Origin of the sequence: Nostoc sp., assembly GCF_036919495.1 — a bacterium.
In the GTDB taxonomy this organism is placed as follows: domain Bacteria; phylum Cyanobacteriota; class Cyanobacteriia; order Cyanobacteriales; family Nostocaceae; genus Nostoc.
The window spans coordinates 1-26,522 of the sequence record NZ_JBALBZ010000062.1; the positions used below are offsets into that span (position 1 = coordinate 1).

General features: G+C 43.5%; 23 protein-coding genes and 2 pseudogenes. 10 read left to right on the top strand and 15 right to left on the bottom strand.

Features of this window, described 5'->3' with window-relative positions:
- Positions 1-168 precede the first annotated feature (168 nt).
- The 3 genes and pseudogenes from V7K25_RS08030 to V7K25_RS31565 all read left to right on the top strand — a co-directional run.
- On the top strand, positions 169-510 hold the full coding sequence (locus V7K25_RS08030; protein ID WP_335156740.1) for a hypothetical protein: 342 nt from the start codon (positions 169-171) through the stop codon (positions 508-510).
- On the top strand, positions 507-908 hold the full coding sequence (locus V7K25_RS08035) for a hypothetical protein (RefSeq protein WP_335156742.1): 402 nt from the start codon (positions 507-509) through the stop codon (positions 906-908). Before V7K25_RS08030 ends, V7K25_RS08035 begins: the two co-directional genes overlap by 4 nt.
- A 33-nt stretch (positions 909-941) precedes the next feature.
- Positions 942-1,130: pseudogene (locus V7K25_RS31565) on the top strand (hypothetical protein); the annotation flags it as partial.
- A gap of 19 nt (positions 1,131-1,149) precedes the next feature.
- Here the strand turns inward: V7K25_RS31565 and V7K25_RS08040 are convergent.
- The 8 genes from V7K25_RS08040 to V7K25_RS08075 all read right to left on the bottom strand — a co-directional run bounded on the left by V7K25_RS08040 (position 1,150) and on the right by V7K25_RS08075 (position 8,230).
- Entirely contained in the window at positions 1,150-1,377 is a 228-nt protein-coding gene (locus V7K25_RS08040; protein ID WP_335156744.1) for a type II toxin-antitoxin system HicA family toxin, read from the bottom strand.
- Positions 1,374-1,577, bottom strand: coding sequence for a type II toxin-antitoxin system HicB family antitoxin (locus V7K25_RS08045; protein WP_109007161.1), 204 nt, complete (start codon positions 1,575-1,577; stop codon positions 1,374-1,376). Before V7K25_RS08045 ends, V7K25_RS08040 begins: the two co-directional genes overlap by 4 nt.
- Positions 1,578-1,815: 238 nt before the next feature.
- Entirely contained in the window at positions 1,816-3,036 is a 1,221-nt protein-coding gene (gene cbiE, locus V7K25_RS08050) for a precorrin-6y C5,15-methyltransferase (decarboxylating) subunit CbiE (protein WP_335156746.1), read from the bottom strand.
- Positions 3,037-3,625: 589 nt separating this feature from the next.
- A complete protein-coding gene (locus V7K25_RS08055) occupies positions 3,626-4,834 on the bottom strand; it encodes a 4-hydroxy-3-methylbut-2-enyl diphosphate reductase (RefSeq protein ID WP_335156748.1) in 1,209 nt (402 codons plus the stop codon).
- Between the two features lie 118 nt (positions 4,835-4,952).
- Complete coding sequence (locus V7K25_RS08060) at positions 4,953-5,663, bottom strand: SGNH/GDSL hydrolase family protein (protein ID WP_442948074.1); 711 nt, start codon at positions 5,661-5,663, stop codon at positions 4,953-4,955.
- The gene (locus V7K25_RS08065; RefSeq protein WP_335156752.1) at positions 5,629-5,805 is read right to left on the bottom strand and encodes a hypothetical protein; all 177 of its coding nucleotides are present in this window, start codon (positions 5,803-5,805) and stop codon (positions 5,629-5,631) included. Before V7K25_RS08065 ends, V7K25_RS08060 begins: the two co-directional genes overlap by 35 nt.
- Positions 5,806-5,973: 168 nt before the next feature.
- Positions 5,974-7,416, bottom strand: coding sequence for an ammonium transporter (locus V7K25_RS08070; RefSeq protein WP_335156754.1), 1,443 nt, complete (start codon positions 7,414-7,416; stop codon positions 5,974-5,976).
- Between the two features lie 490 nt (positions 7,417-7,906).
- On the bottom strand, positions 7,907-8,230 hold the full coding sequence (locus V7K25_RS08075) for a YnfA family protein (RefSeq protein WP_335156756.1): 324 nt from the start codon (positions 8,228-8,230) through the stop codon (positions 7,907-7,909).
- A 262-nt stretch (positions 8,231-8,492) separates the two neighbouring features.
- On the opposite strand from V7K25_RS08075, the gene V7K25_RS08080 reads away from it, so the two are divergent.
- The 6 genes and pseudogenes from V7K25_RS08080 (at position 8,493) to V7K25_RS08105 (ending at position 18,119) form a co-directional block, all read left to right on the top strand.
- On the top strand, positions 8,493-13,217 hold the full coding sequence (locus V7K25_RS08080) for a GAF domain-containing protein (RefSeq protein WP_335156758.1): 4,725 nt from the start codon (positions 8,493-8,495) through the stop codon (positions 13,215-13,217).
- A gap of 73 nt (positions 13,218-13,290) precedes the next feature.
- Positions 13,291-13,833 (top strand): DUF4363 family protein, encoded by a 543-nt coding sequence (locus V7K25_RS08085; RefSeq protein WP_335156760.1) that lies wholly within the window; start codon positions 13,291-13,293, stop codon positions 13,831-13,833.
- A gap of 199 nt (positions 13,834-14,032) precedes the next feature.
- Positions 14,033-14,314, top strand: coding sequence for a peptidase (locus V7K25_RS08090; protein WP_335156762.1), 282 nt, complete (start codon positions 14,033-14,035; stop codon positions 14,312-14,314).
- A gap of 714 nt (positions 14,315-15,028) precedes the next feature.
- Positions 15,029-16,819, top strand: a complete 1,791-nt coding sequence (locus tag V7K25_RS08095) for a pre-peptidase C-terminal domain-containing protein (protein WP_335156764.1) — start codon at positions 15,029-15,031, stop codon at positions 16,817-16,819.
- Positions 16,820-16,992: 173 nt separating this feature from the next.
- Positions 16,993-17,232: pseudogene (locus V7K25_RS31570) on the top strand (calcium-binding protein); the annotation flags it as partial.
- Between the two features lie 137 nt (positions 17,233-17,369).
- Positions 17,370-18,119, top strand: a complete 750-nt coding sequence (locus V7K25_RS08105; protein ID WP_335156768.1) for a DVUA0089 family protein — start codon at positions 17,370-17,372, stop codon at positions 18,117-18,119.
- A gap of 155 nt (positions 18,120-18,274) precedes the next feature.
- On the opposite strand, the gene V7K25_RS08110 is transcribed toward V7K25_RS08105, so the two are convergent.
- A complete protein-coding gene (locus V7K25_RS08110) occupies positions 18,275-19,477 on the bottom strand; it encodes a phosphoglycerate kinase (RefSeq protein ID WP_335156770.1) in 1,203 nt (400 codons plus the stop codon).
- 89 nt (positions 19,478-19,566) lie between these two features.
- Here V7K25_RS08110 and V7K25_RS08115 point away from each other — a divergent pair, with 89 nt between their 5' ends.
- Complete coding sequence (locus V7K25_RS08115; RefSeq protein WP_335156779.1) at positions 19,567-19,977, top strand: universal stress protein; 411 nt, start codon at positions 19,567-19,569, stop codon at positions 19,975-19,977.
- A gap of 314 nt (positions 19,978-20,291) precedes the next feature.
- On the opposite strand, the gene V7K25_RS08120 is transcribed toward V7K25_RS08115, so the two are convergent.
- The 6 genes from V7K25_RS08120 to V7K25_RS08145 form a co-directional block, all read right to left on the bottom strand.
- On the bottom strand, positions 20,292-21,272 hold the full coding sequence (locus V7K25_RS08120; protein ID WP_335156771.1) for an ABC transporter permease: 981 nt from the start codon (positions 21,270-21,272) through the stop codon (positions 20,292-20,294).
- 6 nt (positions 21,273-21,278) lie between these two features.
- On the bottom strand, positions 21,279-22,226 hold the full coding sequence (locus V7K25_RS08125; RefSeq protein WP_335156773.1) for an ABC transporter permease: 948 nt from the start codon (positions 22,224-22,226) through the stop codon (positions 21,279-21,281).
- Positions 22,219-23,751 carry a sugar ABC transporter ATP-binding protein gene (locus tag V7K25_RS08130; protein WP_335156781.1) on the bottom strand — a complete coding sequence of 511 codons (1,533 nt, stop codon included), beginning with the start codon at positions 23,749-23,751 and terminating at the stop codon, positions 22,219-22,221. Before V7K25_RS08130 ends, V7K25_RS08125 begins: the two co-directional genes overlap by 8 nt.
- A complete protein-coding gene (locus tag V7K25_RS08135; RefSeq protein ID WP_335156783.1) occupies positions 23,693-23,833 on the bottom strand; it encodes a hypothetical protein in 141 nt (46 codons plus the stop codon). The genes V7K25_RS08130 and V7K25_RS08135 overlap by 59 nt, the downstream gene beginning before the upstream one ends.
- A 157-nt stretch (positions 23,834-23,990) precedes the next feature.
- The gene (locus V7K25_RS08140) at positions 23,991-24,968 is read right to left on the bottom strand and encodes an ABC transporter substrate-binding protein (protein WP_335156775.1); all 978 of its coding nucleotides are present in this window, start codon (positions 24,966-24,968) and stop codon (positions 23,991-23,993) included.
- Between the two features lie 794 nt (positions 24,969-25,762).
- The gene (locus tag V7K25_RS08145) at positions 25,763-26,218 is read right to left on the bottom strand and encodes a DUF1392 domain-containing protein (protein ID WP_335156777.1); all 456 of its coding nucleotides are present in this window, start codon (positions 26,216-26,218) and stop codon (positions 25,763-25,765) included.
- Between the last annotated feature and the right edge of the window lie 304 nt (positions 26,219-26,522).

Genomic DNA, 26,522 nt, shown 5'->3' on the forward strand with positions numbered 1-26,522 from the left:
CTTCAATGTGTTTCAGTATGTTGCTCATATTTCTATGTCAAAAAAGCTCTCTGATGTTCTTTTACCACAGAACGTTACTATTTTGGAGATGTCTAGGGTGTAAAACTCACAGTTAATGGAGACTTTACCGCCAGATTTAGACTATATTGGCAACCTGTTACACAGCAAATGCTGCGCTGCTGGAATGATGAAGAGTTCACCACAGAACAAGCAGCCTATGGCATTGCTTTTATGCTCATCAGACAATTGACTCAGTTTACAGTGATTGAGCGATCGCGTAAAGGTACTGGATTTGATTATTGGTTAGGTAGCGAAGACGAAGCAGGTGAACTTCCGTTTCAAAATAAAGTAAGGCTGGAAGTTTCAGGTATACGTAAAGCAGATGATAACAGGGTTAGAGCTAGAATAAAACAAAAAATCGAGCAAACTAATCCTTCCGATGGCGAATTTCCAGCCTACATTATTATTGTTGAATTTAGCAGACCCTTATCTTTTATTGTGGAAAAATGAGTCAGATTCAGGAGTTGCATAAACAGGCGATGGATTTAGCCGAAGCAGCTTTTACTGCTAAATTCAGAGGAGACTTAAAGCAAGCTAGTCAAGTTTCTCGACAAGCTTTTGAGAAAGAATCTCAAGCCGCTGCACTGATTGCAAATCAACTTGATGCGGAGCCGACTCGTTCAGTATTACATCGCAGTGCTGCAACCCTTGCAATAGACTGTGGTGAATTTCGAGCAGCAGAACGTTTGATTGCGATCGCATTATTAGGAAATCCACCCCAAGAAATTGCCCAAGAACTAAAAGATTTATTCATTAAAATAAATTTACGCCCATATTTAGAACGTCACGGGCTTACTTTTGATGAAGAAAAATTGAGGAATTTAATAGTAGATAAACAGGGTACTTGAAACACAGGCGAACACACTACTGTAAAGGTAATTATAAATGGCGATCGAATTATCGCCTATACTGACCACCTGGAACCAGGAGTTTATAGTCTACATTACTTAATCCGTTCTGTTACTCCTGGTACATTTTCTTGTCCTGATGCCCAAGTTCGCTTGCAATATGCACCAGAAGAATTTGGGCGTACTGCTGAGTCTAGATTAATACTGGAGGATGGGAAGTAGCTATTTATGCCATCTTTGGCTACAACAAATCTAAAAATCTTTCTACGTCTATACGAGCCTGCTTTAAAATCTTAGCTAGAGTGAAACGCTTAACTGGCCGATGAGCAGGAACAGTCAATTTCAAGACTTCATCCGGTATGCTTTTTTCTAATCTAATGTGACTACCTCGCTGGCGTACAACTATCCATCCATCCCGTTCTAAAGCAGCGATAATCTGAGTGTAGGGTAAATTGGGAACTTTGCTCACAGTACTAATTCCCTGACAATTACGCCTTCTTGAGTAATCAATTCATCTTCCAATGGCTCTAGGTAAAGTTCTATTGCTTCTTGGATATTCTCTAATGCTTCTTCTACTGTTTCTCCTTCGCTGATACAGCCAGGAAGGGAGGGAACATGGACGGTGTATCCGCCTTCGTCACTGGGTTCTAATACAACTTTCAGTTTCATAACTTGGTAATGAACTTACTTTTCTATTTTTAATGATTTTTGGCGATTGCATTGTAATTGAAGTGCGAAGATTTAAAAAGGGCGCGATCGCACTACTACTGAGAGAAAAGAAAGCGATCGCTCTTTTCTTGTGATTTCTTGCAAGATATAAATATTGAGTCTTAAACAGTATCACAGTTTGATACCCCATCGGCTTCTCTAATGACTGCAACTGATGAAGAATTATCCTCATCTGGCATCACGATTTTTCAGACTTCACAACTACCCATTGCGTCACACCCGCCATTGCTCGCCAACCCAAAAATTTACCAATAGGTTCCGCCCGTTGAATGGCAATACGAGTTAAATCGCCACCGACTCGTTCATGCCATTGAAATAAAGTTTGCTCACCCTCTACCGTCACTACATTTGCCACCAAACGTCCACCCGGAGGCAGCGCTTCCCAACAAACATCAAAAAGTCCCGTTGCTGTCACTCCACCACCAATAAAAATCGCATCTGGTGTAGGCAAATCTTTCAGGGCATGGGGCGCTTTACCTTCAATGATTTGCAGATTTGGAGTACCGAGAGTGGCGGCATTATCGGCAATATATAGTAGTCTAGAAGCATTTTGTTCGATCGCGATCGCTCGACATTGAGCATTACTCCGCATCCATTCAATAGAAATTGAGCCGCAACCCGCGCCAACATCCCACAATAATTCTCCCGGTGTGGGTGCTAAAGCTGCTAGGGTAATTGCCCTAACTTCACGCTTCGTTAACTGTCCATCGTGGTGATAGGCGTTATCTGGTAATCCTGGTAATCTAGGTAAAGCGATAACCCCAGCATCAGCAATACAATAAACTGCGATCGCATTTAAAGCCGCAACTTCAGTTTCACTCCAGGATGCAGCCGTACCTGACACAATTCTTTCATGAGCGCCGCCCATCCGCTCCAACACGGTAATTGTACTGCCACCATAGCCGCGATTTGTCAAAATTTCCGCAACAATTGCGGGTGTGTCCTTCCCCTCACTCAAAATCAACAGCCGCGCTTTTGGGTAAATATAAGACTGAAGCAGAGAGGATGGACGACCATTCAAACTCAAGGTTTCCACATCAGTTAAAGACCATCCAACCCTGGCACAGGCGAGACTGAAGGCTGAAGGTGCAGGGATAATCGTCATTTGGGAGACGGGAATTCGCCGCATCAAGGTAACACCAATGCCATAACACATAGGATCGCCACTTGCAAGTACACAAATTGACTCACCCCGACGTTTGATAATTTCCTCTACAGAAGTGCTAATGGGAGATGTCCAAACTAGTTTCTCACGTTGGTCATCTGTAGGGAGCATCAATAAATGGCGATCGCCTCCTACAATTACTTTAGCTTGATTGATTAGAGAACGAGCGATCGCGCTTAACCCTTGTAATCCATCTTCCCCAATGCCGACGATAGAAAGCCATTTCTCTGTCATGCTAATTCATGATTAATAATTAAGATTTGACGCTAATTCTAATTCTGAATTATTCCGTCAATTTTGGTAGCATATAGTTCATAGTGCTGGATTGAGGATAACAAGATGAACTCGCTCCCAGAAATAGAAGCTGCTATTATGCAACTGTAGGAAATGATTTGTGGTCAGTCAGGATAGTGGTGGATATCGGGCACTAGCAATTAAGAACGGCGAGGATTATTACTGGATCTGGATTGGTTCACATGATGAATATGAGGCGCTGATTGAATAAGAATATTGCTCAATACGGTTCAGTTAAGGCTAAAACTCTTTATCAAAGTTAAATTTTTAACGAACCGCCATCGCGCAGCGTCTCGCAGAGAAGGACGCCTTCGCGCAGCGTCTCAAACAGAAGGACGCAAAGAGAATGAAGAAATGCTTAACTGAACTGTATTGGAATATTGCTGCTTCATTCTTTAACTGATTTTGCAACTTTCTCGACAATTACAAATGGAGATGGGGAGATGAGGAGATAGGGAAAATAATAACTCCTCAGTCAACAGTCAACAGTCAGCACTCCCAATACCCAGTCCCCAGTCTCCAGTCCCTTTTAAACCAGCGCTGCTGTTGCTTTCATTGCAAAAATTTTCTCAATCACATCTTCTACTACCTTATCTGGCGTGGAAGCACCAGAAGTAATTCCCACAACAATTTCTCCATTTGGCAACCAGTTTTCTGTAGTTATTAACTGCCCATTTAATTGCCGATGTTCAATGGAATCTCCTGATTTAATCCGTTCAACAGTATCAATATGATAAGAAGGAATTCCCCGCTCAAAAGCAATTTGTTGTAATTGAGTAGTATTCGATGAATTAAAGCCACCAATTACTACCATCAAATCTAAATTATGTTCCACTAACTCCAACATTGCATCTTGCCGTTCTTGAGTGGCATCACAAATAGTATTGAAGCTTTGAAAATGCTGATTTAACTCAGTAGGGCCATACTTCTGTAACATAGTCCGCTCAAAAAGCTTGCCGATTTGCTCAGTTTCGCCTTTCAGCATCGTAGTTTGGTTAGCAATACCAACTCTTGCCAAATCTCGATCGGGGTCAAATCCTGCTGAACAAGCTTTAGCAAATTTTGTCAGAAATTCTTCCCGGTTCCCACCATTAATAATATAGCTAGCAACATATTCTGCTTCTTGCAAATTCAACACAATTAAATACTTGCCAGCAAAAGAACTAGTAGCAACTGTTTCCTCGTGCTTATATTTACCGTGAATTATTGATGTATAATCGATTTTTTTGTGCTTTTCTACTGTATTCCAAACTTTAGATACCCAAGGACAAGTTGTATCAACAATTTTGCAGCCTTTATCGTGAAGTATCTGCATTTCTTGAACGCTAGCCCCAAAGGCGGGTAATATCACTACATCACCAGTTCCAACAACAGAAAAGTCTTTATTCTTTCCTTCAATGGGGATGAACTCTACTTCCATCTCCTGCATTCGCTGATTTACAGAGGGGTTGTGGATAATCTCGTTAGTAATCCAGATGTGTTCTGTAGGGAAGTGCTGGCGAGTTTCGTAAGCCATTGCCACAGCGCGTTCTACACCCCAGCAAAAGCCAAAAGCTTGTGCTAGTCGGATTGTCACATCACCCCGTTGTAGAGTGTAATTGCGATCGCGAATTTCTTGAATCAAGTTACTCTGATACTCAGACTGCAACTGGGTGGCAACTTCTGCTTGATGACCAAATCCCTTGCGATTGTAATTTTCGGAATGTTGCAGGCTGCGCTTAAAAGCTTTTGTATCCATTAGATTTGTCTACTTAAACCACTATTTCTTATTTTCTCGCGCCCAGACGCGATTTATACAGAGTTGTATTCAAAGATATTACTTCTTTTTGTCCTTTATCCTTTTTCACCAAAGGACGTTAACGCTGGGTTTTTAATTCGATCTCGCCATAAAGCTGCAATGCAGAACGCCAAACTATATAGCCTTCAGGACTTAAATGTAAGCCATCAGTTGTAAATTCGCGGCGGAGATTACCTTGTTTGTTGGTAAACAGGGGATGCAAATCGAGATATTTGACAGCTTTTTTGTTACAAATACTTTGCAGTTGCTGATTCAACTCACGAATCCGATTATTGTCAACAGCCAGAAGTTTATCTCGTCCTTTCCAGGTTGCTTCCTCTGCTGCATGTGGCAAAATCGATTGGACAACAATTTGCGTGGTGGGATGCTTCTTTCGTAGGTAATTGATAATTTGACGCTGATTATCTAAAATTTCTCTGTCGCTCACCCCCCGAATTAGATCATTAATGCCAATCATCACAAAAATCACCTCTGGCTGGGTGCGGTCAAATATCTCCAATCTTTTCAAGAGTCCATTGCTGGTTTCGCCAGAAATTCCTTGATTGAGCCAATTTTTACCTTCTGGTAATAATTCAGGCGGAAACCACAAACTCAAAGAATCTCCCACTAGGATGCTTAAATGCGGAGGATGTTGCTCTGCGGCTACCTTGGCTTCTTGCGTGAGGATGTCTACCCACTGCTGGTAAGAGAGTTGGTGACGACGACCTAAATCAGATGTAGCAATTTCGGGTGAGTTATTCAGGCTCATTGGCTCTGGGGATGTTACCATCCCAAAAAAAGCGGACAATCTCTGCTGTTGCCAAATTAGCAGGATGACCGCCAACATTAGGATGCCGTTGGTTAACAGCGAGAAAAATGCCCAGATAGGGAAGCTTTTTACAGATGTAGACACGACTAGCGAAATTTACCAATTATTTGAATCAAATTTTAACGCTAGCGATCGCAAATTACACATTTAAATTGGGGAGTAGGGAGTGGGGGGAGTAGGGGAAGCAGGGGGTATGCGGCAAGGAAGGGGGAGAATTAAAAATTACCTCTTTCCCCTCTACCTCTCCCCACTCCCCACTCCCTACTCACTACTAAGTGGGACGATCGCCAAACTCGGAATTGTAACCTTCTTCACCGTGTTCGTTGATATCCAAACCTTGCAATTCAGCTTCTTCTTTGACTCGCAACCCGACTGTAGCATCGATAATCTTGAGGATAATCCACGTACCAACACCTGCGATCGCATAAGCAACGGCAATTGCTGCTAGTTCAACTCCCAATTCACCCAAATTACCACGTAACACTCCGTCTTTACCTCCGCCGTTGACTTGAGTGGTGGCAAAGATGGCTGTTAAAATTGCCCCCACTGTACCACCAACACCATGCACGGGAAAGGTATCTAAAGCATCGTCAATTTCTAGCTTGTGCTTGAAACTTACAGCATAGAAGCAAACAAAGGCGGTAATGAAACCAATTAAAATCGCTGATAGCGGTGTGACAAATCCGGCGGCGGGAGTGATACCCACTAAGCCCGCAACGGCTCCTGTAGCGGCTCCCACGGCTGTCGGTTTACCCCGTAAAACTGCTTCCAAAATTAGCCACATTAAAGCCGCCGCCGCCGCCGCCGTATTGGTGGCAACAAAGGCTGTTGTTGCCACATTTGTTGTTAAATTACCAGAAGTTCCACTAGCAACAGATAGGGCACTCCCAGCGTTGAAACCGAACCAACCAAACCATAGCAAGCCAGCACCCAGCAAAATAAAGGGGACATTATGCGGCGGGCTGAGACGATCGGGATGGGTTTTCCGAGGCCCAAGGACGATCGCAGCTACTAACGCTGAAACGCCAGAACTAATATGAACTACTGTGCCACCTGCAAAGTCGAGGGCACCTAATCCACCAGCCAAACCTAAGAATCCACCTTTCGCCCATACCATGTGCGCCAGGGCCGCGTAAACAAAGGTTGACCACAGCAGCACAAACAGCGAATAGGCGCGGAAACTCATCCGCTCAACGATCGCTCCAGAAATTAAGGCTGGGGTGATAATGGCAAACATGGCTTGGTAGATCGTGAATGCCTGGTGGGGTATCGTTCCGGCATAGGAAACGACATCAGCATATTTGGGGTCTGCTGCTTTGAGCGCATCTTCATAAGGCAGATGCGGCAAGTAGCCTTGAGTTTCTAAACCAACACCATTCAACCCGAACCATTGCAATCCACCGATAAATGGTAAACCTGGTGCAAAGGAAAGACTATAACCCCAGAGAATCCAGGTAACTCCCACGATCGCCATCAACACAAAGCTCATCATCAATGTGTTTAGGATATTGCGCGATCGCACAAATCCACCATAAAAGAACGCCAATCCTGGTGTCATTAACAGCACCAGTGCTGCTGAAATCAGCATAAATGCCGTATCTCCAGTATCCGCAGCAGGCACAGCTGCTGGTGTTTGGGCAAAAGCATTGCCTACGAGCGGCCCTCCTAAGAACAGCAGGGTGATAGCCCCAATCATCACAACTTTCTTCAACACTTCTTTTTCTTCCTAACCACCAATAATTTGTATACTTAACTACATTTGATTACTTTTAGTTATACATTTTTGTGTTGAAAGTTACTTAACCTTAAATTTCTTGAAATGTTAACAAAAATATAACCCTGTTTGTAGTTGCCAAGATGGGAATAATGATGTATGAATTCAATCATTTGATTCTTGATTGCATCTTTTTTTTGAACAATAGCATTTTATTCAAGTGCTACAAAATTCTAAATTTTTAGTTACCTACTGTTACAAATCAAGATATTTGTGATCCTTGAGAAGTATTGTAAGTTATCAAAAAATTTTGCCAAAAATGTAGTGATTTCTCTTCATATCTCCCCTATAAAGGCGTAGATATATATTTACATGGCTTCTTCTTACAGCTTAGTTGCTAAAAAAACTTTGCAATTTTGGATGAGGTGATTATCTGTTTCAAAGGGAATGCTATAAAAGTTATTGGGAAAAAATAATATAGAAATTTTACTTAGTTTCTGGGTGCAAACATGATAATTAGAACACCCACTAAAGCTAAACATGCTCCGATTAAGTCGTAGCGGTCTGGAGTTACCCCGTCTACCTTCCAACCCCAGAACATTGCCATTGCGATAAACACGCCACCGTAAGCCGCATACACTCTGCCAAAATTTGCCGATTGGAGAGTTGCGATAATCCCATAGAAAGCTAAAGCAATTCCACCCAATATGCCCCACCACAAAGGCTTACCTTCGCGCAACCACAACCAGACTAGGTAGCCGCCTCCGATTTCCAATAAACCAGCCCACAAAAAATACAGTAGGGACTTAATCATTTAACAGATTATTTAAGAATAAGAGCGAAGTCAGTGAAATTACGCTAACGCTTTTAACTAAAGTGTTGTCATTAATTAAAGTAAGTTTGTCAACAAATTAGGGATTGGGGATTGGGGCTAGGGACTGGGGACTGGGTACTAAGGAATGGGACAAAACAAGATAAAGACTTCTTTTTTAATAATTCCGCCTAATCCGCAATCCCTAATCCCCAACCTCCAGCCCCCAATCCCCAATCCCCACTCCCTAATCCCCAGAATAAGGATGAAAGCACCATTACCCGATAACGAAGCACAGAGAATCGAGACGCTTTTGCAGTATAAGATTCTCGACACGCCAGCTGAAGCCGCTTTTGACGACCTTACCCGTTTAGCCTCCTATATTTGTCAGACTCCTATTGCTTTAATTAGCTTAGTTGATACAAATCGTCAGTGGTTCAAGTCAAAAGTCGGAATAGAAGCCCTAGAAACACATCGAGATTTGGCATTCTGTGCCCATGCTATTCTACAGCCTGATGTTTTTATTGTGCCTGATGCAACAGATGATGAAAGGTTCGCCAGCAACCCACTGGTAAAATCTGACCCAAATATTCAATTTTATGCTGGTGTACCTCTGACTAATCCTGAGGGATATGCGCTAGGAACCCTATGTGTAATTGACTACGTACCACGAGATTTGAATCCAGAACAAGTGGAGGCATTACGAGCCTTAGGTCGTCAAGTCATCAAGCAACTGGAATTACGCCGAAATTTAGCAAATTTGGTACTTGTGACCAAGAAAAGCAAACAGGCGCAGAGGGTAAGCAAGCAATTTTTCAAAAAAATTGCAGCAGGTTTTGGTTTAGCGTCGGCCATTTTAGTTCTGATTGGCGTGGTTTCTTATCAAAATACAAGAGTATCTACTAATAATCGCAGTCCAATAAAAAATACGTATAAAAAAATCAGCAGTCTAGAAAAATTACAGTACCAGATAAAGGATGCTGAGACTGGACAAAGTAGTTACATCTTCACTGGAAAACAAATTTATCTCAAACCTTATCAAGCAGCACTTGCTAACGTCGATCAAGAAATTGCCAACCTGAAGAGTTTGACAGCAGATCAACCGAATCAACAAAAGCAAATTGCAAGGCTTGAATTTCTAATAACGGCTAAATTTACTGAACTCAAACAGACTATTGACTTGCGCCAAAACAAGGGATTAGAGGCGGCATTGCAAGTACTAGTGAGAAACGATCAACAAAATCTCATGGATGATATCCGCAAGGCGATCAATGAGATGGAAAACGAGGAAAGGGGACGACTCCAACAGCAGTTACAAGCAAAAAAAGCCACTACTAGCAACACAATTCTGATACTTGCGATCGCCATCTGCCTAAGTTTTATCGTTCTGGCTGTAGTCTACTACTTTATCTATAGTGAGGTGATTGGGCGCAAAAGAACAGAAGAAGCCTTAAACCAAGAACGCAACTTTATCTCAGCAGTCCTGGATACAGCCAGCGCCTTAGTAGTAGTTGCCGACTCCCAAGGACAAATTGTTCGCTTCAATCAAGCTTGTGAGCAAATAACAGGTTACTCCTTCGATGAAGTCAGGGGTAGGTATTTCTGGAACTTGTTCTTACTTCCTGAAGAGGTGGAGTCAGCCAAAGTAGTTTTTGAGCAATTGCTAACTGGTAGAGGCTTCCTAGAACACGAAAATTATTGGGTAATGAAGGATGGCAGCCGCCGACTGATTGCCTGGTCGAATACTTTCTTAAAAGACTATGAAGGATCAGTGGAATACATTGTTAGCACTGGGATTGACATCACCCATGTCTCCGACGAGCTTCGCTTACGCAAACGAGCGCAACAGCATCTAACAGCACAATATGTTGCAACTCGCGTTTTAGCGGAGTCTGCCACGATTAGCGAAGGTACTCGCCAAACCCTGCAAGGGATCTGCGAGAGTTTAGCATGGGATTTGGGTGAAATTTGGATGGTAGATGAGCAAGCAAATGTGCTGCGTTTTGTCGATTTGTGGCATAAAGCATCCCTTGAGGTGCAAGAGTTGGCAGCACTAAATCGCCAAACCACCCTTGCACCAGGAATTGGACTACCTGGCCGGGTTTGGGCCAGTTCTGAACCTATTTGGATCGCTGATATCGTTAAAGAACTTAGTTTCTCCCGCTTCAAAATCAGCGCTGAAGTACAACTACACGCAGCTTTTGGTTTTCCGATCCGCAGTGGTCACAAAATCCTTGGTGTGATTACCTGTTTTAACTGTCAGATTCAACCGCCTGACCAAGATTTGATCAAAACGATGAATTCTATTGGTGAGCAAGTGGGGCAATTTATCCAGCGTAAACAGGCTGAAGAAGAAGTACAACGGCAAAACTTGCGATCGCAATTATTTACCGAAATCGCCCTTAAGATCCGCCAGTCTTTGCAAATCGAAGAAATTCTCCAAATCACTGTGGAGGAAGTACAAAGAATTCTCCAGACTGACCGAGTTTTAATTTATCAGGTTTTGCCGGATGAGTCTGCAACCAACGTCATTGAAGCAGTAGTTTCTGGCTTACCAACAATCAAAGAACAAAACATCAGCGCCCCCTACTTTCGAGCCGAATATCTACAGCAGTACTATCTACAGCAGTACCGTCAAGGACAGATTTTAGGGCTAGCTAACTTCGATCTGCCAGAAGTCGAACAAAACCATCTGGAATTGATGCAACAGTTTGGGGTCAAAGTCAATTTGGTTGTGCCCATTCTTGTCAAAGAAGAACTTCGTGGTTTGCTCATAGTTCATCAGTGTGACGATTCCCACCACTGGTCTAGCTTTGAAACTCATCTTTTGCGGCAAATAGCCGACCAAGTAGGTATTGCCTTAGCCCAAGCCCAACTATTAGCAGCAGAAACTCGTCAGCGACAAGAACTTGAAATTGCCCGTCGCCAAGCCGAATTAGCTTCTCAGGCTAAAAGTGCCTTTTTGGCAAATATCAGTCATGAAATTCGCACTCCGATGAATGCAGTATTGGGCATGACCGGTTTAGTATTAGATACTCCCTTAGACCCAGAACAGCGAGATTTTATTGAAACAATTCGTAGTAGTGGAGACGCCCTTTTAAGTTTAATCAACGAGATTTTGGATCTTTCCAAACTTGAGGCTGGAGAGATGGCTCTTGAAACTCTAGATTTTGATTTATCCACTTGTGTAGAAGAAGTGGTGGAATTATTGGCTCCCTCAGCCCATAACAAGGGATTAGAAATTGGCGCACTAATTGAGCATAACGTCCCCACCCACCTCAAAGGAGATACTGGTAGGCTGCGGCAAATTCTCATGAACTTAATCAGCAACGCTATCAAGTTCACCAGCGCTGGCGAAGTATTAGTACAAGCCGAATTGCGTTCTCTTACCTCTACTACAGCCACTATCCATTTTGCCATCACAGATACAGGTCTTGGCATTAGCCCTGAAGATCAACGCAAACTCTTTATGCCATTTACCCAAGTGGATGCTTCGACTACTCGCAAATATGGTGGTACCGGTTTGGGATTAGCCATCTGTAAACAACTAGTAACTTTGATGGGAGGAGTAATTGGGGTAGAAAGTCAGATGGGGAAAGGATCTAAGTTTTGGTTTGAGGTACTTTTTACCAAGCAAGTTGAGCCTGCTTTACCAAAATACGATGGCTTTGCTAACGCTAAGAGCGATCGCGGACTTTTGAACAATCGCCGCTTGTTATTGGTGGATAACAACGCTACTAGTTATAAAATTATTTACCATCAAGCTAGTCATTGGGGAATGCAGATAGATAAAGCTGATAGTATTGGTGCTGCCCTGAAAGTTATTCAGTCAGCTTTTGAGCAAGGAAAATCTTATGATGTTGCCTTGGTTGATATAAAAAATAACATGACAATAGAAGAACAAATTAAAACCAATTCTGCAATTACTGAAATACCTTTGATTATGCTCACCTCTACTAATCAACGAGATGAAGTGCAGCAGATGCTCAAAATTGGATTTGCTACTTATTTGGTCAAACCGATTAAGCAATCACGACTCCTCGATGCCATTATGAATATTGTAGAAACTCAGTTGGAATCAGAACAAGGGGCTAAAGGCTCTTGGCTAAAAACTACTGAAAAAATCCATAATCCAGTATCAACTTCAAGCATTCTGACATCGTCTTACCCTTACCCTGCTACTAAATCGAAGTTAAGAATTCTCTTAGCTGAAGATAATTTGGTAAATCAAAAAGTAGCATTGAAACAACTCGATAGTTTGGGCTACAAAGCCGATGTTGTTGCTAATGGCAAAGAAGTTTTGCAGTTACTAGAAAAAATTCCTTACGATTTGATTCTAATGGATTGTCAAATGCCAATTCTTGACGGTTTAGAAACCACAAAAGAAATTCATCGTTGGCAAGAAAATACTTTTGCTCTGCGTCGTCGTCCTGTAGTAATTGCGATGACTGCTAATGCGATGAAAGAAGATCAAGAAAGGTGTCTCAATGCCGGAATGGATGACTATCTAACTAAGCCAGTGTTTAAAGAAAAATTGGCTGCGACTCTAGAGCATTGGACAGGTGTGATCCTCTCAAAACAAGAGGCAGTTGTATATGAGCAGACAGTTACTACTAATTTAGCAATTGATTGGGAACAGTTGCATCGGATATCGGGAAATGACACAGAATTTGAGTTAAGTCTATTGCAAGTATGCGTTGAAGATATTAACCCCCGTTTAGAGACAATTAAAGCAGCGATCGCATCTCATGACTTTGGGCAAATTGCGCGAGAAGCTCATCACATTAAAGGCGCTAGTGCCAACATTGGAGCCACAGCTATGTACCTAGCATCTGACAAACTAGAACGATTGGCTTACCATCAAGACCTTAGAAATACTACTAACTTAATTTTAGAGTTAAAAGAACTTGTTAACTGTATTCAAGATTTTTTAATCAGAAATCCGGTAACAAATAGCGCCTTGCTACCAATCAAAAATGATGGTGCATAAACCCACAATTAATATACAAAAACAGCCTTGATGCATCCATATGGGCAAAGTCTGTATAAAATATTACAAAATTTTGCCGATCGAAAAGCTGCATCAAATCTTCCTTCCTACATCTCCAGCAACTTTAGCTGATATAGTAGCTGATACCGCCTATATTTGGCGATTTATCATTAATTATTCAAGAGGTCTTATGAAACGCTTAATCTACATCATTCCCGTTACTGCAATTGCCTTACTGACATTAGTAGGATGCAACAGCGATAAAAAATCTACTACCCAGACTCCTGCTGCCACTGAAACCACTGCCGGGACAGCAGTATCTAAAACAACTGTTGCTACACAGGGAGGTTTTAAGACTTTGAACAGTGTAGTTTCAAATACCAAAACTGCGGTGCAAGGCGGAAACTTTGACAAAGCTCAACAAGAATTTAATAAGTTTGAAAACTCTTGGTCTAAAGTTGAGGATGGTGTCAAAACTAAATCTTCAAAAACCTATAATGTAATCGAAGATACTGCGACCCAGGTCAAGGGTGCGCTAAAGGCAAAAGATAAAGCGAAAGCTCTTAAAGGGTTACAAACACTTGACACAAATATCGCCAGTGTTTCTAAAAAGTGAGGTAAAGCTAACATAGAGCAGAAGTCAGCCCCTTTGGGGAAGTCATAAGTCAATAATTTTGAACCCCATAAATGAATTTAGTTGCTCTGCATGCAAATTATTTTTTGGTCAAAGGACACGAGATAGTAGGAAAACAGTCTTTATATCTGGCTTTGAACAAATAGCAAAGTGCTATAGTTTCCACTGGAGATTTTGGATAATGCGTTCATTTCGCAAGTACCACCGGACTCTGGCGATTATTTTGGCTTTACCGCTTGCTTTAACATTGTTAACTGGAATTGCAGCTACGCTGGTAGGAGAGTGGTCAGCTAACCTAGGAGTAGAGCGTAGTCTACTGCTTTCGATTCATCGTGGTGAAATATTTGGTTTACAGGGAATCTACCCGATTTTGAACGGACTAGGACTATTGGGATTGTTGGTTACTGGTTTAAGTATGACTAGTTTGTTTGGTAGGAAAAGGCCAAAATCCCAGAAGGATTAGAAAAGATATAATTTCACTTTCCGTGCGATCGCATAGCAAAAAAGATTAGTACTAGCCTTTCAAGGTGTGCTTGCTCCCAGTCTGATGCTAGCAGTGGATGCATTCTTATCTTAAGAACAAGTCCCATGTCTCAACTGCTAAAATTCTAGCCCAGAAAGCACAAAACAGTTAATACATCTTGAAAGGGCTAGTCATATTAAATTAACAACGATACTGCGTTCATCTTAAAAATATTCACAAAGGTTACTAAAAAATCAATAGATTGAAACAATAATTCATTAAATTTTACACATATATTTGAATGTATTATCAATCATACTTCTTGAAAATTTAAAGTTTTGATAAAGTAGTTGATGTAACCTTGTACTTCATTATAATTAAATAGTTACAGCGTCGGTTCAAAAAAGTTTGGAAAAAGAACCAAAATATTTCATATGGTTGCTTACTATTTGGATTATTAATTAAGAGACTTTCAAAAAAGAAATTATCTAATTCTTTAGAGTAGGTGTCTCGCTCGCGCGTAAGCAAAAGCGGGTTTTTCAGGTCAGCCCACAATAAATAGCTGGATATTTTTCCTTTAGAAGTTATTAACCAAATAATTTAGTAGTTTTTAATTTAGATTACACAAATGGTAAGTAATCTACATTGAACTGATGAATAGTTCTTTGACTAACGCTGAACTTACGTATTAGTGAGAAATTCAGGAGAAATAACATGGCATTTATTTTCGGCAAAACAAGTGCTGACAATCTTTCTGGCACTTCAGGAAAAGACACGATAGTTGGTTGGACTAGTAAGGGTAATGCCAATAGTACTTCCGGTAACGACACTTTGAATGGTGCAGATGGTAACGATTCTCTTGCAGGTGGGACAGCAAACGACAGTCTAATCGGTGGAAACGGCAATGACACACTTGATGGTGGCACAGGAAACGACACTCTATTAGGTGGTGCAGGTAATGACACCTTCATAGCCAGTCAGGGTAATGACAGCATTAATGGCGGAGATGGCATTGATACCGCAGACTACAGTCAACTAGATCAAGCTATTACCTTGTCAGGTGTTGGAACCATTCAAAAATCTGGCGGATTTGGTCAAGACCAACTCTTTAGGGTAGAAAAGGTTATTGCTAATGCTGATGTTACCAACAACACTATTGATGCATCCCAATCTTTGGCTGGGGTATCTATCACTGTTAACCTGCAAACCCAAAGTTTAGCTGCCAGTAACGTTCCTGGCTTGGGAACATTGTCATTTACAGCAGTAAACTTTGATAATGTCATCGGCACAAATGGAAATGACAGCATTGTTGGTGACAGGCAAAATAACCGATTATCCGGTAATAATGGCAATGACACACTTGATGGGGGCTTGGGTACTGACACTTTAAATGGGGGAGCAGGCGATGACACTTATTTTGTTGACACTACTCTTGATACCATTACAGAGGCTGCTAATTCAGGCACAGATACTGTCCGGTCTTCTGTTTCCTACTCACTAGGCGCCAATCTGGAAAATCTGAGGCTGAGGGAAGGTAGCGATATCAGTGGGACAGGTAACAGTCTTAGCAACTTCATTTTTGGTAATACTTCTAACAACATTTTGAATGGCGCAGGAGGCGATGATACTCTAGATGGTAGTGATGGCAATGATATCCTCAATGGTGGCGACGGCAATGATAGTCTACAGGGCGGGCCAGGCAATGAGGTACTCAATGGGGGGGCTGGAAACGATATCCTTATTGGTGCTTTCCCCGGTAGTCCGCTTCCACCTGGAATAGGAGAAACTGATCGCTTCACAGGTGGGGATGGGGCAGATAGATTTATCCTCGGTGACGCTCTAAATGTTTTCTACGACGATAACAACACTACGAATCCTGGTTTTGGGGACTTGGCTACTATTACTGACTTCGATTCTAGCCAAGATCAAATTCAACTTAAAGGAAATCCACAAGACTACCGCCTGCAAGTGGCAGCAGGTAACACACGAATATTTTTAGACAAACCGACAGGAGAGCAAGATGAAATCATAGGTGTTCTGCAAGGGAAAACCAATCTCAGACTTGATAGTGATGACTTCCTTTTCTATGAGCAAGAAAATCCTGGAGAAGATACAAACAACTCACTAAACAACGCTGAAGGATTAGGTTCCTTATCATCAGGCTCAGAAATTACTCTCTCGGCCCAGTTGGCAACAGTTCAATCAGGGGATGATTCCGATTCCGACTTTTTTAAATTTTCTGTAGCAAATCCAGGAACTGTTACTATCAGTACGGTGACACCTGATGATACAGTTCTCGGTCTGTTTGACGGTGCTGGAACTTTATTAGAAACTAATGACGATAATGGCTCCAACCAGGCATCATTAATCACTACTTTCCTGGGTGCAGGTACGTACTCAATTTCAGTGAGTAAATTTAGTTTATTACCTGAAGATGGCGGAATTTTCTCTGGTAGCAGCTCTATACCTGATTTTTCTTATAACTTAGAAGTCAGTTTTACATAAGAACGTTGTCAACTTAAAGATTGTACTGACATCAGAAGTCAGATTCAAGGATACTTTTCCTCCTAGCTAGGGGAACACGGCGACATGTTCCCCTAGCTAGGACTTCCACATCAAAAAATATCGCAAAACTAACGCTGAACTTACGTATTAGTGAGAAATTCAGGAGAAATAACATGGCATTTATTTTCGGCAAAACAAGTGCTGACAATCTTTCTGGCACTTCAGGAAATGACACGATAGTTGGTTGGGCTAGTAATGGTAATGCCAATACTACCTCCGGTAACGACACTTTGAATGGTGGAGATGCTAACGATTCCCTCGAAGGTGGGACGGCGAACGACAGTTTAATCGGTGGAAATGGCAATGACACACTTAATGGGGGCATAGGAAACGACACTCTATTAGGTGGTGCAGGCAGTGACACCTTTAAAGGCAGTCTGAGGACGGCGATGATAGACTCCGAAGCGGACTCGACAATGACAGACTCAATGGCGGAGCTGGAGATGACGTCTTCATCAGTGTTTTTGCTGGTGGATTTGCTGGTACTAATGTGCTTCCACCTGGATTAGGGGAAATTGATACCTTGACTGGTGGGGCTGGGGCAGATAGATTTATCCTGGGGGATTTCATAGATGTTTTCTACGACGATAACAACATTGCGAATCCTGGTTTTGGGGACTTCGCTATTATTACTGACTTCAACTCTACCCAAGATCAAATTCAACTCAAAGGATCTCTACTAGACTACCGTCTGGAAGTTGTAGGAAACAACACACGAATATTCTTAGACAAACCAGAAGCAGAGCCAGATGAGATTATAGGTGTTGTGCAGGGGAGAAACAATCTCATACTTGATAGTGATGACTTCCTTTTCAATTATGAGTTGGAAATTGCTGGAAAAGGTACAAACAACTTACTGTCAACCGCTGAAGTCTTAGGTTCCTTGTCATCAGGCTCAAACGTTAATGCTTCAGCCCAGTTGGCAGCAGTTCAACCAGGGGATAATTCCGATTTCGACTTTTTTACATTTTCTTTAGGAAATCCGGGAACTGTCACTATCAGTACGGTGACATCTGGAGATACAGTTCTCGGTCTGTTTGACAGTGCTGGAACTTTATTAGAAACTAACGACGATAATGGCTCAAGCCAGGGATCATTAATCACTAGTTCTCTGGGTGCAGGTACGTACTCCATTTCAGTTAGTAAATTTCCTTTCTTACCTAAAGATGGCGGAACTTTCTCTGGTAACAGCACTTCTAATCCTGATTTTTCTTATAACTTAGAAGTCAGTGTTGCATAAGAACGTTGTCAACTTAAAGATTCTACTGACATCAGAAGTTAGATTCAAGGATACTTTTCCTCCTAGCTAAAAGAACAATTTAGTTTCCACAGTTTTTATCCCCTATTTGTAGAGACGTTATATGTAACGTCTCTACATAATTCTAAAGATCGCTATTAAGCATCATCTAAAGCCGCAATTCCAGGCAATACTTTGCCTTCAAGCAACTCCAAGCTAGCGCCGCCGCCGGTGGAGATGTGGCTCATTTGTTCGGCTAAACCAACTTTTTCCACAGCCGCTACTGAGTCGCCGCCGCCAATGATGGTGGTTGTGCCAGTTTTACCGATTTCGGCGAGGGTATGAGCGATCGCTTCCGTACCTTTGGCAAACTTATCAAACTCAAACACACCCATTGGCCCGTTCCAAATTACCGTTTTGGTATCTGCAAGGGCTTCTTGGAAAAATTTCACCGAGTCTGGCCCAATATCCAAACCCATCCAACCATCTGGGATATTCTCAATACTAACGGTTTGAGAATTGGCATCAGGGGCAAAGTTATCTGCCAATATCACATCTGTGGGAAGCAATAAAGCAACGCCCCGTTCTTTAGCCTTAGCTTCCAAAGATTTCGCTAGTTCTAGCTTGTCTTCTTCTACCAACGACTTACCGACATTCAAACCACGAGCTTTGTAGAAGGTGAAAATCATTCCACCGCCGATGATTAGCTTGTCGCACTTCTCCAGCAACGTTTCAATCACGCCTATTTTACTGGAAACCTTGGAACCGCCAATAATTGCTGCCAAAGGACGTTGGGGATTTTCAATAGCATTTTGCAGATATTGCAATTCCTTCTCAACCAAATATCCAGCCACAGAAGGGCTGAGGAATTTAGTCACACCTTCAGTAGAAGCATGGGCGCGGTGTGCAGTACCAAAAGCATCATTTACATAAAAATCAGCGTTAGCTGCCAACTTTTTCGCAAATTCTGGGTCGTTTTTCTCCTCTTCTGGGTAAAAACGGACATTTTCTAGTAACAGCACTTGGCCATTTTGCAACGCACCGACTTTAGCTGCAACTTCATCACCAATAGAATCATCAGTTTTAACGACTTCTTGCCCCAGTAACTCAGAGAGACGCTTGGCAACGGGAGTTAGGCGTAATTTGTCATCCACACCCTTGGGACGGCCAAAATGGCTGGCGAGAATGACCTTAGCTCCCTTCTGCGTCAAATCTTGGATGGTTGGTAGAGCGGCGCGAATGCGAGTATCGTCAGTAATGTTGCCTTGATCGTCCACAGGCACGTTAAAGTCAACCCGCACTAAGGCACGTTTCCCAGATATATCAGCCGAAGATAAACTTGCTAAACTTTTTTTGGACACACCAAACTCTCCTGATTGCCTTTTTGTTATTGTTTTGAAAGTAGAACCATCAAGATTTTACCGGAGTCAGGGGTACCCAAGTGACAGAGATATTTAAGACAGTACTATTTCCTATTGATCAAAGCCGGGAAACGCGGGAAGCTGCTGATGTAGTGACCAACGTAGTCAAAAAGTACGGCAGTCGCTTGGTGCTGCTGTCTGTGGTAGAAGAACCGCCTCCAGATGCGTCTAGTGCAGATGATCCGATGGTGTCACCAGAGGTAGTTGCTAAACTGCTGGAAAATGCCCAATCTTTATTTTCTGGGCAAGGAATTCAAGCTGAAATCTTAGAAAGGCGGGGTAAACCAGCTTTTACTATCTGCGATGTTGCTGATGAAATCGGAGCCGATTTAATAATTATGGGCTGTCGAGGGCTAGGCTTGACTGAAGAGGGAGCGGATGATAGTGTTACCACTCGCGTGATTAATCTTTCCCCTTGCCCAGTGCTGATTGTGCCTTAGCAGTGACCGCAAGGCGGAAGTCAAAAATCAAAAGTCAAAAGTTAAAAGTATTATGGATTGAAGAAGGCAGAAGGCAGAAGGTTTTACCTCAGTTGGAGATTCAGACCCCTCCTGAATAAGCAGCCCCAAATTTTTAATTTGGTGGGGGTCTTAAACCCAAGTTCGCTCCTGCCCTCTGCCTTTCTTGATAAGCTCTTTAGGGATTTTAAATGCTTCCTCTATTTCCACCGAGGGTTACTATTAACCCACGGCGGAAGTCAAAAGTCAAAAATATTATAAATTTTTCTTAAGAAATAAGATGCGTTTGCTGTGTATTAGCTCCTCTGCGTGATGCGCTGCTGGAAGATCACAACTATAAGTAGAAAGCCGCCGCGAAGCACGAGCTGCCACCACGGAGTAATAGTCCCTTCGAGATTCAGAAGGTTGTACATCATTCCTAAGAGAAGGACACCTATAAGCGTCGGAAACACGCTTCCCTGACCCCCTGCGAGAAATGTTCCTCCCATGACAGTCGCAGCGATCGCATCCGTTTCCCAGCCAAAGGCAGCCACAGGCTGACCCGCCCCTAGACGACCCGCAAGAACAACACCAGCAAGCCCTGAAAGCATACCGCTAAATGTGTAGACTGCAAGCTTTACTCGGTTTGGGTTTACGCCCATGAGCCGGGAGGCTTCCTCGTTGTCGCCGATAGCGAACACATGCAACCCTAATCGGCTTCTGTGCAGCATAAACCAAGCTGCAAAATATAAGAGCGCAACTATAAGCACGGGGACAGGAACGAAACCAATAAACCCTCTGCCCAGCCAAACAAGCCCCGATGCTGTCGATGATACTGCAATCGACTTCTCTTCGGTGATGCTCAATGCTAGCCCCCGTGCAGCGCTTGCGGTGAATAACGTAACAACGAACGGCTGAAGCCTCGCGTGAGACACGAGAAGACCGTTTACCACACCAAGCAAGGTGGTGCTGGCAATGCCGCCAACAATTGCTATAAAGCTTCCTTGTCCAGCAAGCAATGCCGAGATGACACCGCCTAGAGCAACGAGGGAACCCACAGAAAGATCGATTCCTCCGCTCAGAATTACGACAGTCATGCCCAGTGCCACGATCGCTAGCATACTGTTCTGTCGCATGATGTTCATGAGATTAAGAGGTGTCAGGAAGGTTTCATAACGAAACGATGCGAAAACAGCCAAACTAAGGAGCATGAGCAGCACGCCCTGCGAAGTGAGGAGTCTGGCGAGACGCTTCCACAGCCGCATTCCAGCAAGTGCAAGAGACCTTGTAGCAGCCATGATGCGTTAAACCTCCTTAGGACGCTGTAAAAAAATAGCGAAAAGAATGATTACGGATTTTAAAACTAATGACCAGGTGAAGGGAATCAGGAGCATGTTGAAACTTGTGGAAATTACCTGCATAATCAAGGCTCCGACAACAGTTCCGAGTACATTGGCGCGGCCACCGGAGAAGGGTGTACCGCCAACAACAACGGCTGCGATCGCCTCGAATTCCGCGTTGACACCGACCTTGCTAGGATCGCCCAAACCAAGCCTCGCCGTCTCGACGAGTCCGGCCAGCCCCGCAAGTAGAGCGCTAATTATATAGACAATGTATTTCACGCGTTCCGCACGGATGCCCGCAAGCCTTGCGGCCTTCTCGTTGCCGCCGACTGCAACAATCTGACGCCCAAAAAGCGTAGAGCGGATACAGAAGAAGCCTCCTGCAATAACGACTGCCGCAATTACAACCTGAATTGGTATAAAACCGAGATAGCCCTTTCCGAGCGCTTCAAATGTGGGATTGGTGAAGGGAACGAGCTGACCGTCCCCGATCACCTGAGCGACCCCACGCCATAAAATCAGAGCCGCCAAGGTAGTGATTAGGGGGTCAAGTTTCAGACGTGAGATGAGAAAGCCATTGATCAGACCAACTAATAGGGCGCAGCACAAGGCGAACAAGATGGCAACAGTAATTCCATACTTAATAAGCAATGCCACAATGACAGAAACCAATGCCATAGTAGAGCCGACCGTCAGATCGATGCCACGCGAGGCAATGACAAATGTCATGCCAACGGCAATAAACATTGTGGTGGATACTTGGAGCAACATGTTTAAAGTGTTGCTAACTGTAGCGAAACGCGGAGTGAAAACGGCATTCGCAACATAAAGAATTAGGAGCGCCGCCGGGGCACCGAAGTTTGGGTTCCATAGGTTTTTCCAACTCAGGTCAGGCTTCTTGCTATTCATTATCTGTGCTGCTCTGTTTCACGGCTTCCTGACGATCTGCACCTTCCGCCATTACGTGCAGAATTGCCTTTATGTTCTTCTGTTCACCACTGAGTTCTGCGATTGACCGCCCGTCACGGAGGACGATGACACGTTGCGAACCTTCAACTAGCTCTTCCACTTCCGATGAAATCATCACAACCCCCAGCCCTTGCTCTGCTAGTTCGGCGATCAGGCGCTGGATCTCGCCCTTTGCCCCAACATCGATACCGCGAGTCGGTTCGTCGAGGAGAAGAAGTTTTGTATTTTTGCACAGCCATCGCGCCAGAAGAACCTTCTGCTGATTGCCGCCCGATAGTTCGTGGATCTTCTGTTCGGCGCTAGTCGCCTTAATTCCAAGGCGCTGCATGAAACGATCAACAAGCTCGTTCTGTCGTTTTCTGGAAACGATGCCCCATTGTGTAAGATTTGGTAGTGCAGCGAGGGTAAGATTTTCTCGCACCGAAAGCTCAGGGATAATGCCATCCGCTTTGCGATCCTCTGAAAGGAAAGCTATGCCAGCGTCGATCGCATCATGAGGATCGCGCAGGGATAGAAGATTACCTTCGAGTTTTACAGTTCCACCCTCAAGTGGTTCCGCCCCGAACAGGGTACGCACTGTTTCACTTCGACCAGAGCCAAGCAAACCCGCAAGTCCAACGATTTCCCCATGCCGCATTTCAATTGAGACACCATCGAGCCGTTTCTTATATTTGAGAGCCTTCGCCTGGAGCAGCACTGGCCGATCTACTGCATTTTGCGATCGCCCTGCGAACGCCGTGACTCCTTTGCTCACCTCTTCTGGCTGACGGCCTAGCATAGAACAAACGAGTTCGAGGCGATTGAGCGTTGCCAGCGATCGCGTTATGATGTTGCGCCCATCACGCAGAACTGTGACGCGATCGCACACCGCATAGAGTTCTTCAAAACGGTGGCTGACGTAAACGATGGATGTTCCTTCCGACTTTAGCCGCCGCATGACGTTAAAAAGAACAGAGACTTCAGTTTCGGTAAGCGAACTCGTGGGTTCATCAAGGATAAGCACCCGCGCCCCAAAGGATATGGCGCGTGCGATCGCCACCATTTGGCGATGGGCAATATTGAGCGAATCAACTAGCGATCGCGGGTCAATATCCAACCCCAGACGCTCCAATATTTCCGATGCCTCAGTGTTCATCCGCCGTCTGTCAATAATCCCAAAGCGATGCGGCTCTCTGCCAAGAAAAATATTCTCAGCAACGGTTCGGAAACCCACAAGCTGAATCTCCTGGTAGACAGCTACGATGCCTAGCGCCTGCGCTTCGGTGGGGTTCTGGAATGTAACAGGACTCTCGCCATAATCCATAACACCCGAATCTCGTCGATACGCTCCCGTCACGATCTTAATGAGTGTCGATTTGCCAGCACCGTTCTCTCCGACCAGCGCATGGATCTCGCCCGCCTTTAGCTCAAAATCCACGCCCCGGAGTGCCGACACCCCGGAAAAACTTTTCTTTATGTCCCTCATGCACAAAACAGTTGGAGTCGCCTGAGTCATCGGCTTTACCTAGTTTTTGTCCTGATAGCCCATAGTCATCTTTTTTATTCATCGTCCAGGTTCAGCATATTTCCTGGCTATCTTTTCTTTATTTATATGGCGCAAGAAGCTCGGAATAAATATAATTCTTTTGACTTTTGAACGCCAGTTGCTTCAATGCGGGGAACCCGCGCAACGCACTGGCTCCTTTTGACTTCCGCCTTGCGGTACTAGTATGCTTCATGCACAAAATCTTTGGCGTTTGTTACGTCGAAGAGTCTGTCCTTAAGAATTATTCTAGGAGGAATCTTTTTGCCAGCAAAATACTTCTCCATCGTAGCGAAAACAAGTGGGCCAAAACGCGGATTCGACTCTACACTCACGCCAAGTTCGCCGCGAATAATCGCTTCAAGCGCGGCTTTTTGACCATCGATTGAACCGACGATCGCATCCTTACCAGGCTTCATGCCTGCGGACTTGAGAGCCTGGATAGCACCCAATGCCATTTCGTCATTGTGAGCATACACTACGGTGATGTCGGAACCCTTAGCCTGGATGATGTTTTCCATTACACGCACAGCCGCAGCTCTCGAAAAATCCGCCGTCTGGGTGGCGATGATTTTCATGTTGGGATAACTGGCGATCGCATCCCGAAACCCCTTTGCCCGATCAATTGCGACCGATGACCCTGCTGTTCCGGTGAGTTCCACAATAGACGCCTTGCCATTAGTAGCCTGAGCCAGCCATTTGCCAACACGGCGGCCTTGGATAATGAAATCCGAACCGAGAAAGCTGACGAAATCCTCGCCTGGTTTTCTCGCAGCTTCACGGTCGATGAGAAACACTGGTATTTTTGCCGCTCTCGCTGCTTCCAGAGCAGGTGTAAGACCCTCATATTCGCGTGGCGCGAGAAATATGGCATCGACTTGTCGGGCGATCAAATCCTCAATGTCAGAAAATTGCTTCGATGTCTGCCCCTGAGCATCCGTCATCAGAAAATCATAAGTTTTCTTATGCTTGGCAGCCTCCTCTTTGATGCTGTTCGTTTCGGCGATGCGCCACGGGCCAATGTTCTCTGTTTGCGAAAATCCGACAATTTTTTTTGTTTTCTCGCGCACACAGCCAGACTGCGAGAAAGCCGCAACAATAACCATCGCGTAGGCGCTAAATACCAGAAACTTTGACATATAGACTCGGACAGGTTTCATTTTTCATAACCCCATCAGATATTCTATTTCTCGTGTGCGATCGCTAATTATACTTAGATCCATCTTCTGATTCATATTGTTTACCATCTGCTCATGTTAGCGTCGAACAAACAGGAGAGTATGATGGCTCCGTTTCAACCTACATGACGACGGTTTATTAAAGTAGCTGGAGGGGCAAGTTTCCTGACTCTCTTGGGCTGCAATCGACGGGAGCAAGCAATGCTGACGCTATTGATATTAATAATTGGGTATTGCTAATCCAATTTATAGATAAAATCTGTTGTTTTTACACCACTTTTTGGAAATAATATCTGGCTCAATGCTATTACTGCGGTGATGGGCAAGGAGCAGACATCGAATTCCTATAAAAATACTCTACTGATTTATTTACTTCAGTAGAGTATATAAATGTACATGTATCTTATGCCTCTAAGCATTATCTTATTCAATAGTAAATCTTTATACCACAGTGTAAGTACTGATTGTTTTGAACAGCACGCGAATTGTGACAGGTGTGGACACGAAAGCGGCGATATTTCTTGAAGGTGCAGCAAGTTATTCAAATAGGTCTAATTTTAGAATTAGCACCGCCTAACTATAAAAGTTACTGTAAATGCCCAAAGTTGAACATTAGCAGTGATGCAATCTTTGGAAAGCAATATCGGATTTGGGATTTGGTTGACTCACTATTAAGATTCAATCTTAGAAATAGGAAATCAACCCAAACGATTAAGCGCAGACTCAGATGAACGCACTAATTTTTTTGGTACAACTCTAAAAACATCGTCATACAGTCATACATTCACTTTTACTAAATCCACATCCGCAAGCCAGATAATTCTACTTTGAGCCGATGCCATTTCTTCCAAAATTGGGGAACGCCATTCTACTGCATAAAGCCAATTGTTTTTCAGGCTAAAAATCCCTTGAATAGTCCGACGTGATGGTTCTTCACTAAAATCAACTTCCACCACATCGCCCAATTGAAAAGCTGGTGTAGCAACTGGGGCTTTTTCCACTAAGTTTGTTCCAGAAAATTCTTTTTGAGACAAATAGAGTATTTCATGACAGCAGACTATGGCATAAATCCATTCCTGTCTCTCCCATTGGACACCACAACAGTAGCCTGATATATCAGAGTTTGATAAGAAAACTTTTTCCAGGATTTGAACTGCTAATGGTGGCATGTCTTTTCCCCACGGTACAGAACTATGCCAACAAGATTCTAAAGTGACAATTTGATTAATCATGCAAAGCAATCTCTTTTTTATACATAAACTACCTTGCACTTGTGTAATCCGGATGTAATTTCAAAATTCAGTCACAGCAGCATCTTAGTGAGCTACTCCAGAGAGGCAGGGGGGCAGGTAGATGAGATGATATCTAACGGCAAGCCCTAGTTGCGGGTTCTTAGGAAGGGTACGAGTTCGCGCTACTTTCCAATAAAGGTCATAATTACTTTTATCAGAAGAATGGGTTTAAAACCCCGTCGTTCTACGACGGCTTTAATTAATTTGTTCTCTTACAGAATATTTGGTATAATGTAAGAATGAC

Excerpts from the sequence above, each read along its gene's own strand:
- V7K25_RS08030 (WP_335156740.1), top strand. The coding sequence starts at position 169 with ATGCTGCGCTGCTGGAATGATGAAGAGTTCACCACAGAACAAGCAGCC.
- V7K25_RS08035 (WP_335156742.1), top strand. The coding sequence starts at position 507 with ATGAGTCAGATTCAGGAGTTGCATAAACAGGCGATGGATTTAGCCGAA.
- V7K25_RS08045 (WP_109007161.1), bottom strand. The coding sequence starts at position 1,577 with ATGAAACTGAAAGTTGTATTAGAACCCAGTGACGAAGGCGGATACACC.
- cbiE (WP_335156746.1), bottom strand. The coding sequence starts at position 3,036 with ATGACAGAGAAATGGCTTTCTATCGTCGGCATTGGGGAAGATGGATTA.
- V7K25_RS08055 (WP_335156748.1), bottom strand. The coding sequence starts at position 4,834 with ATGGATACAAAAGCTTTTAAGCGCAGCCTGCAACATTCCGAAAATTAC.
- V7K25_RS08060 (WP_442948074.1), bottom strand. The coding sequence starts at position 5,663 with ATGGTAACATCCCCAGAGCCAATGAGCCTGAATAACTCACCCGAAATT.
- V7K25_RS08075 (WP_335156756.1), bottom strand. The coding sequence starts at position 8,230 with ATGATTAAGTCCCTACTGTATTTTTTGTGGGCTGGTTTATTGGAAATC.
- V7K25_RS08080 (WP_335156758.1), top strand. The coding sequence starts at position 8,493 with ATGAAAGCACCATTACCCGATAACGAAGCACAGAGAATCGAGACGCTT.
- V7K25_RS08090 (WP_335156762.1), top strand. The coding sequence starts at position 14,033 with ATGCGTTCATTTCGCAAGTACCACCGGACTCTGGCGATTATTTTGGCT.
- V7K25_RS08095 (WP_335156764.1), top strand. The coding sequence starts at position 15,029 with ATGGCATTTATTTTCGGCAAAACAAGTGCTGACAATCTTTCTGGCACT.
- V7K25_RS08120 (WP_335156771.1), bottom strand. The coding sequence starts at position 21,272 with ATGGCTGCTACAAGGTCTCTTGCACTTGCTGGAATGCGGCTGTGGAAG.
- V7K25_RS08125 (WP_335156773.1), bottom strand. The coding sequence starts at position 22,226 with ATGAATAGCAAGAAGCCTGACCTGAGTTGGAAAAACCTATGGAACCCA.
- V7K25_RS08130 (WP_335156781.1), bottom strand. The coding sequence starts at position 23,751 with ATGAGGGACATAAAGAAAAGTTTTTCCGGGGTGTCGGCACTCCGGGGC.
- V7K25_RS08135 (WP_335156783.1), bottom strand. The coding sequence starts at position 23,833 with ATGAATAAAAAAGATGACTATGGGCTATCAGGACAAAAACTAGGTAAA.
- V7K25_RS08140 (WP_335156775.1), bottom strand. The coding sequence starts at position 24,968 with ATGAAACCTGTCCGAGTCTATATGTCAAAGTTTCTGGTATTTAGCGCC.
- V7K25_RS08145 (WP_335156777.1), bottom strand. The coding sequence starts at position 26,218 with ATGATTAATCAAATTGTCACTTTAGAATCTTGTTGGCATAGTTCTGTA.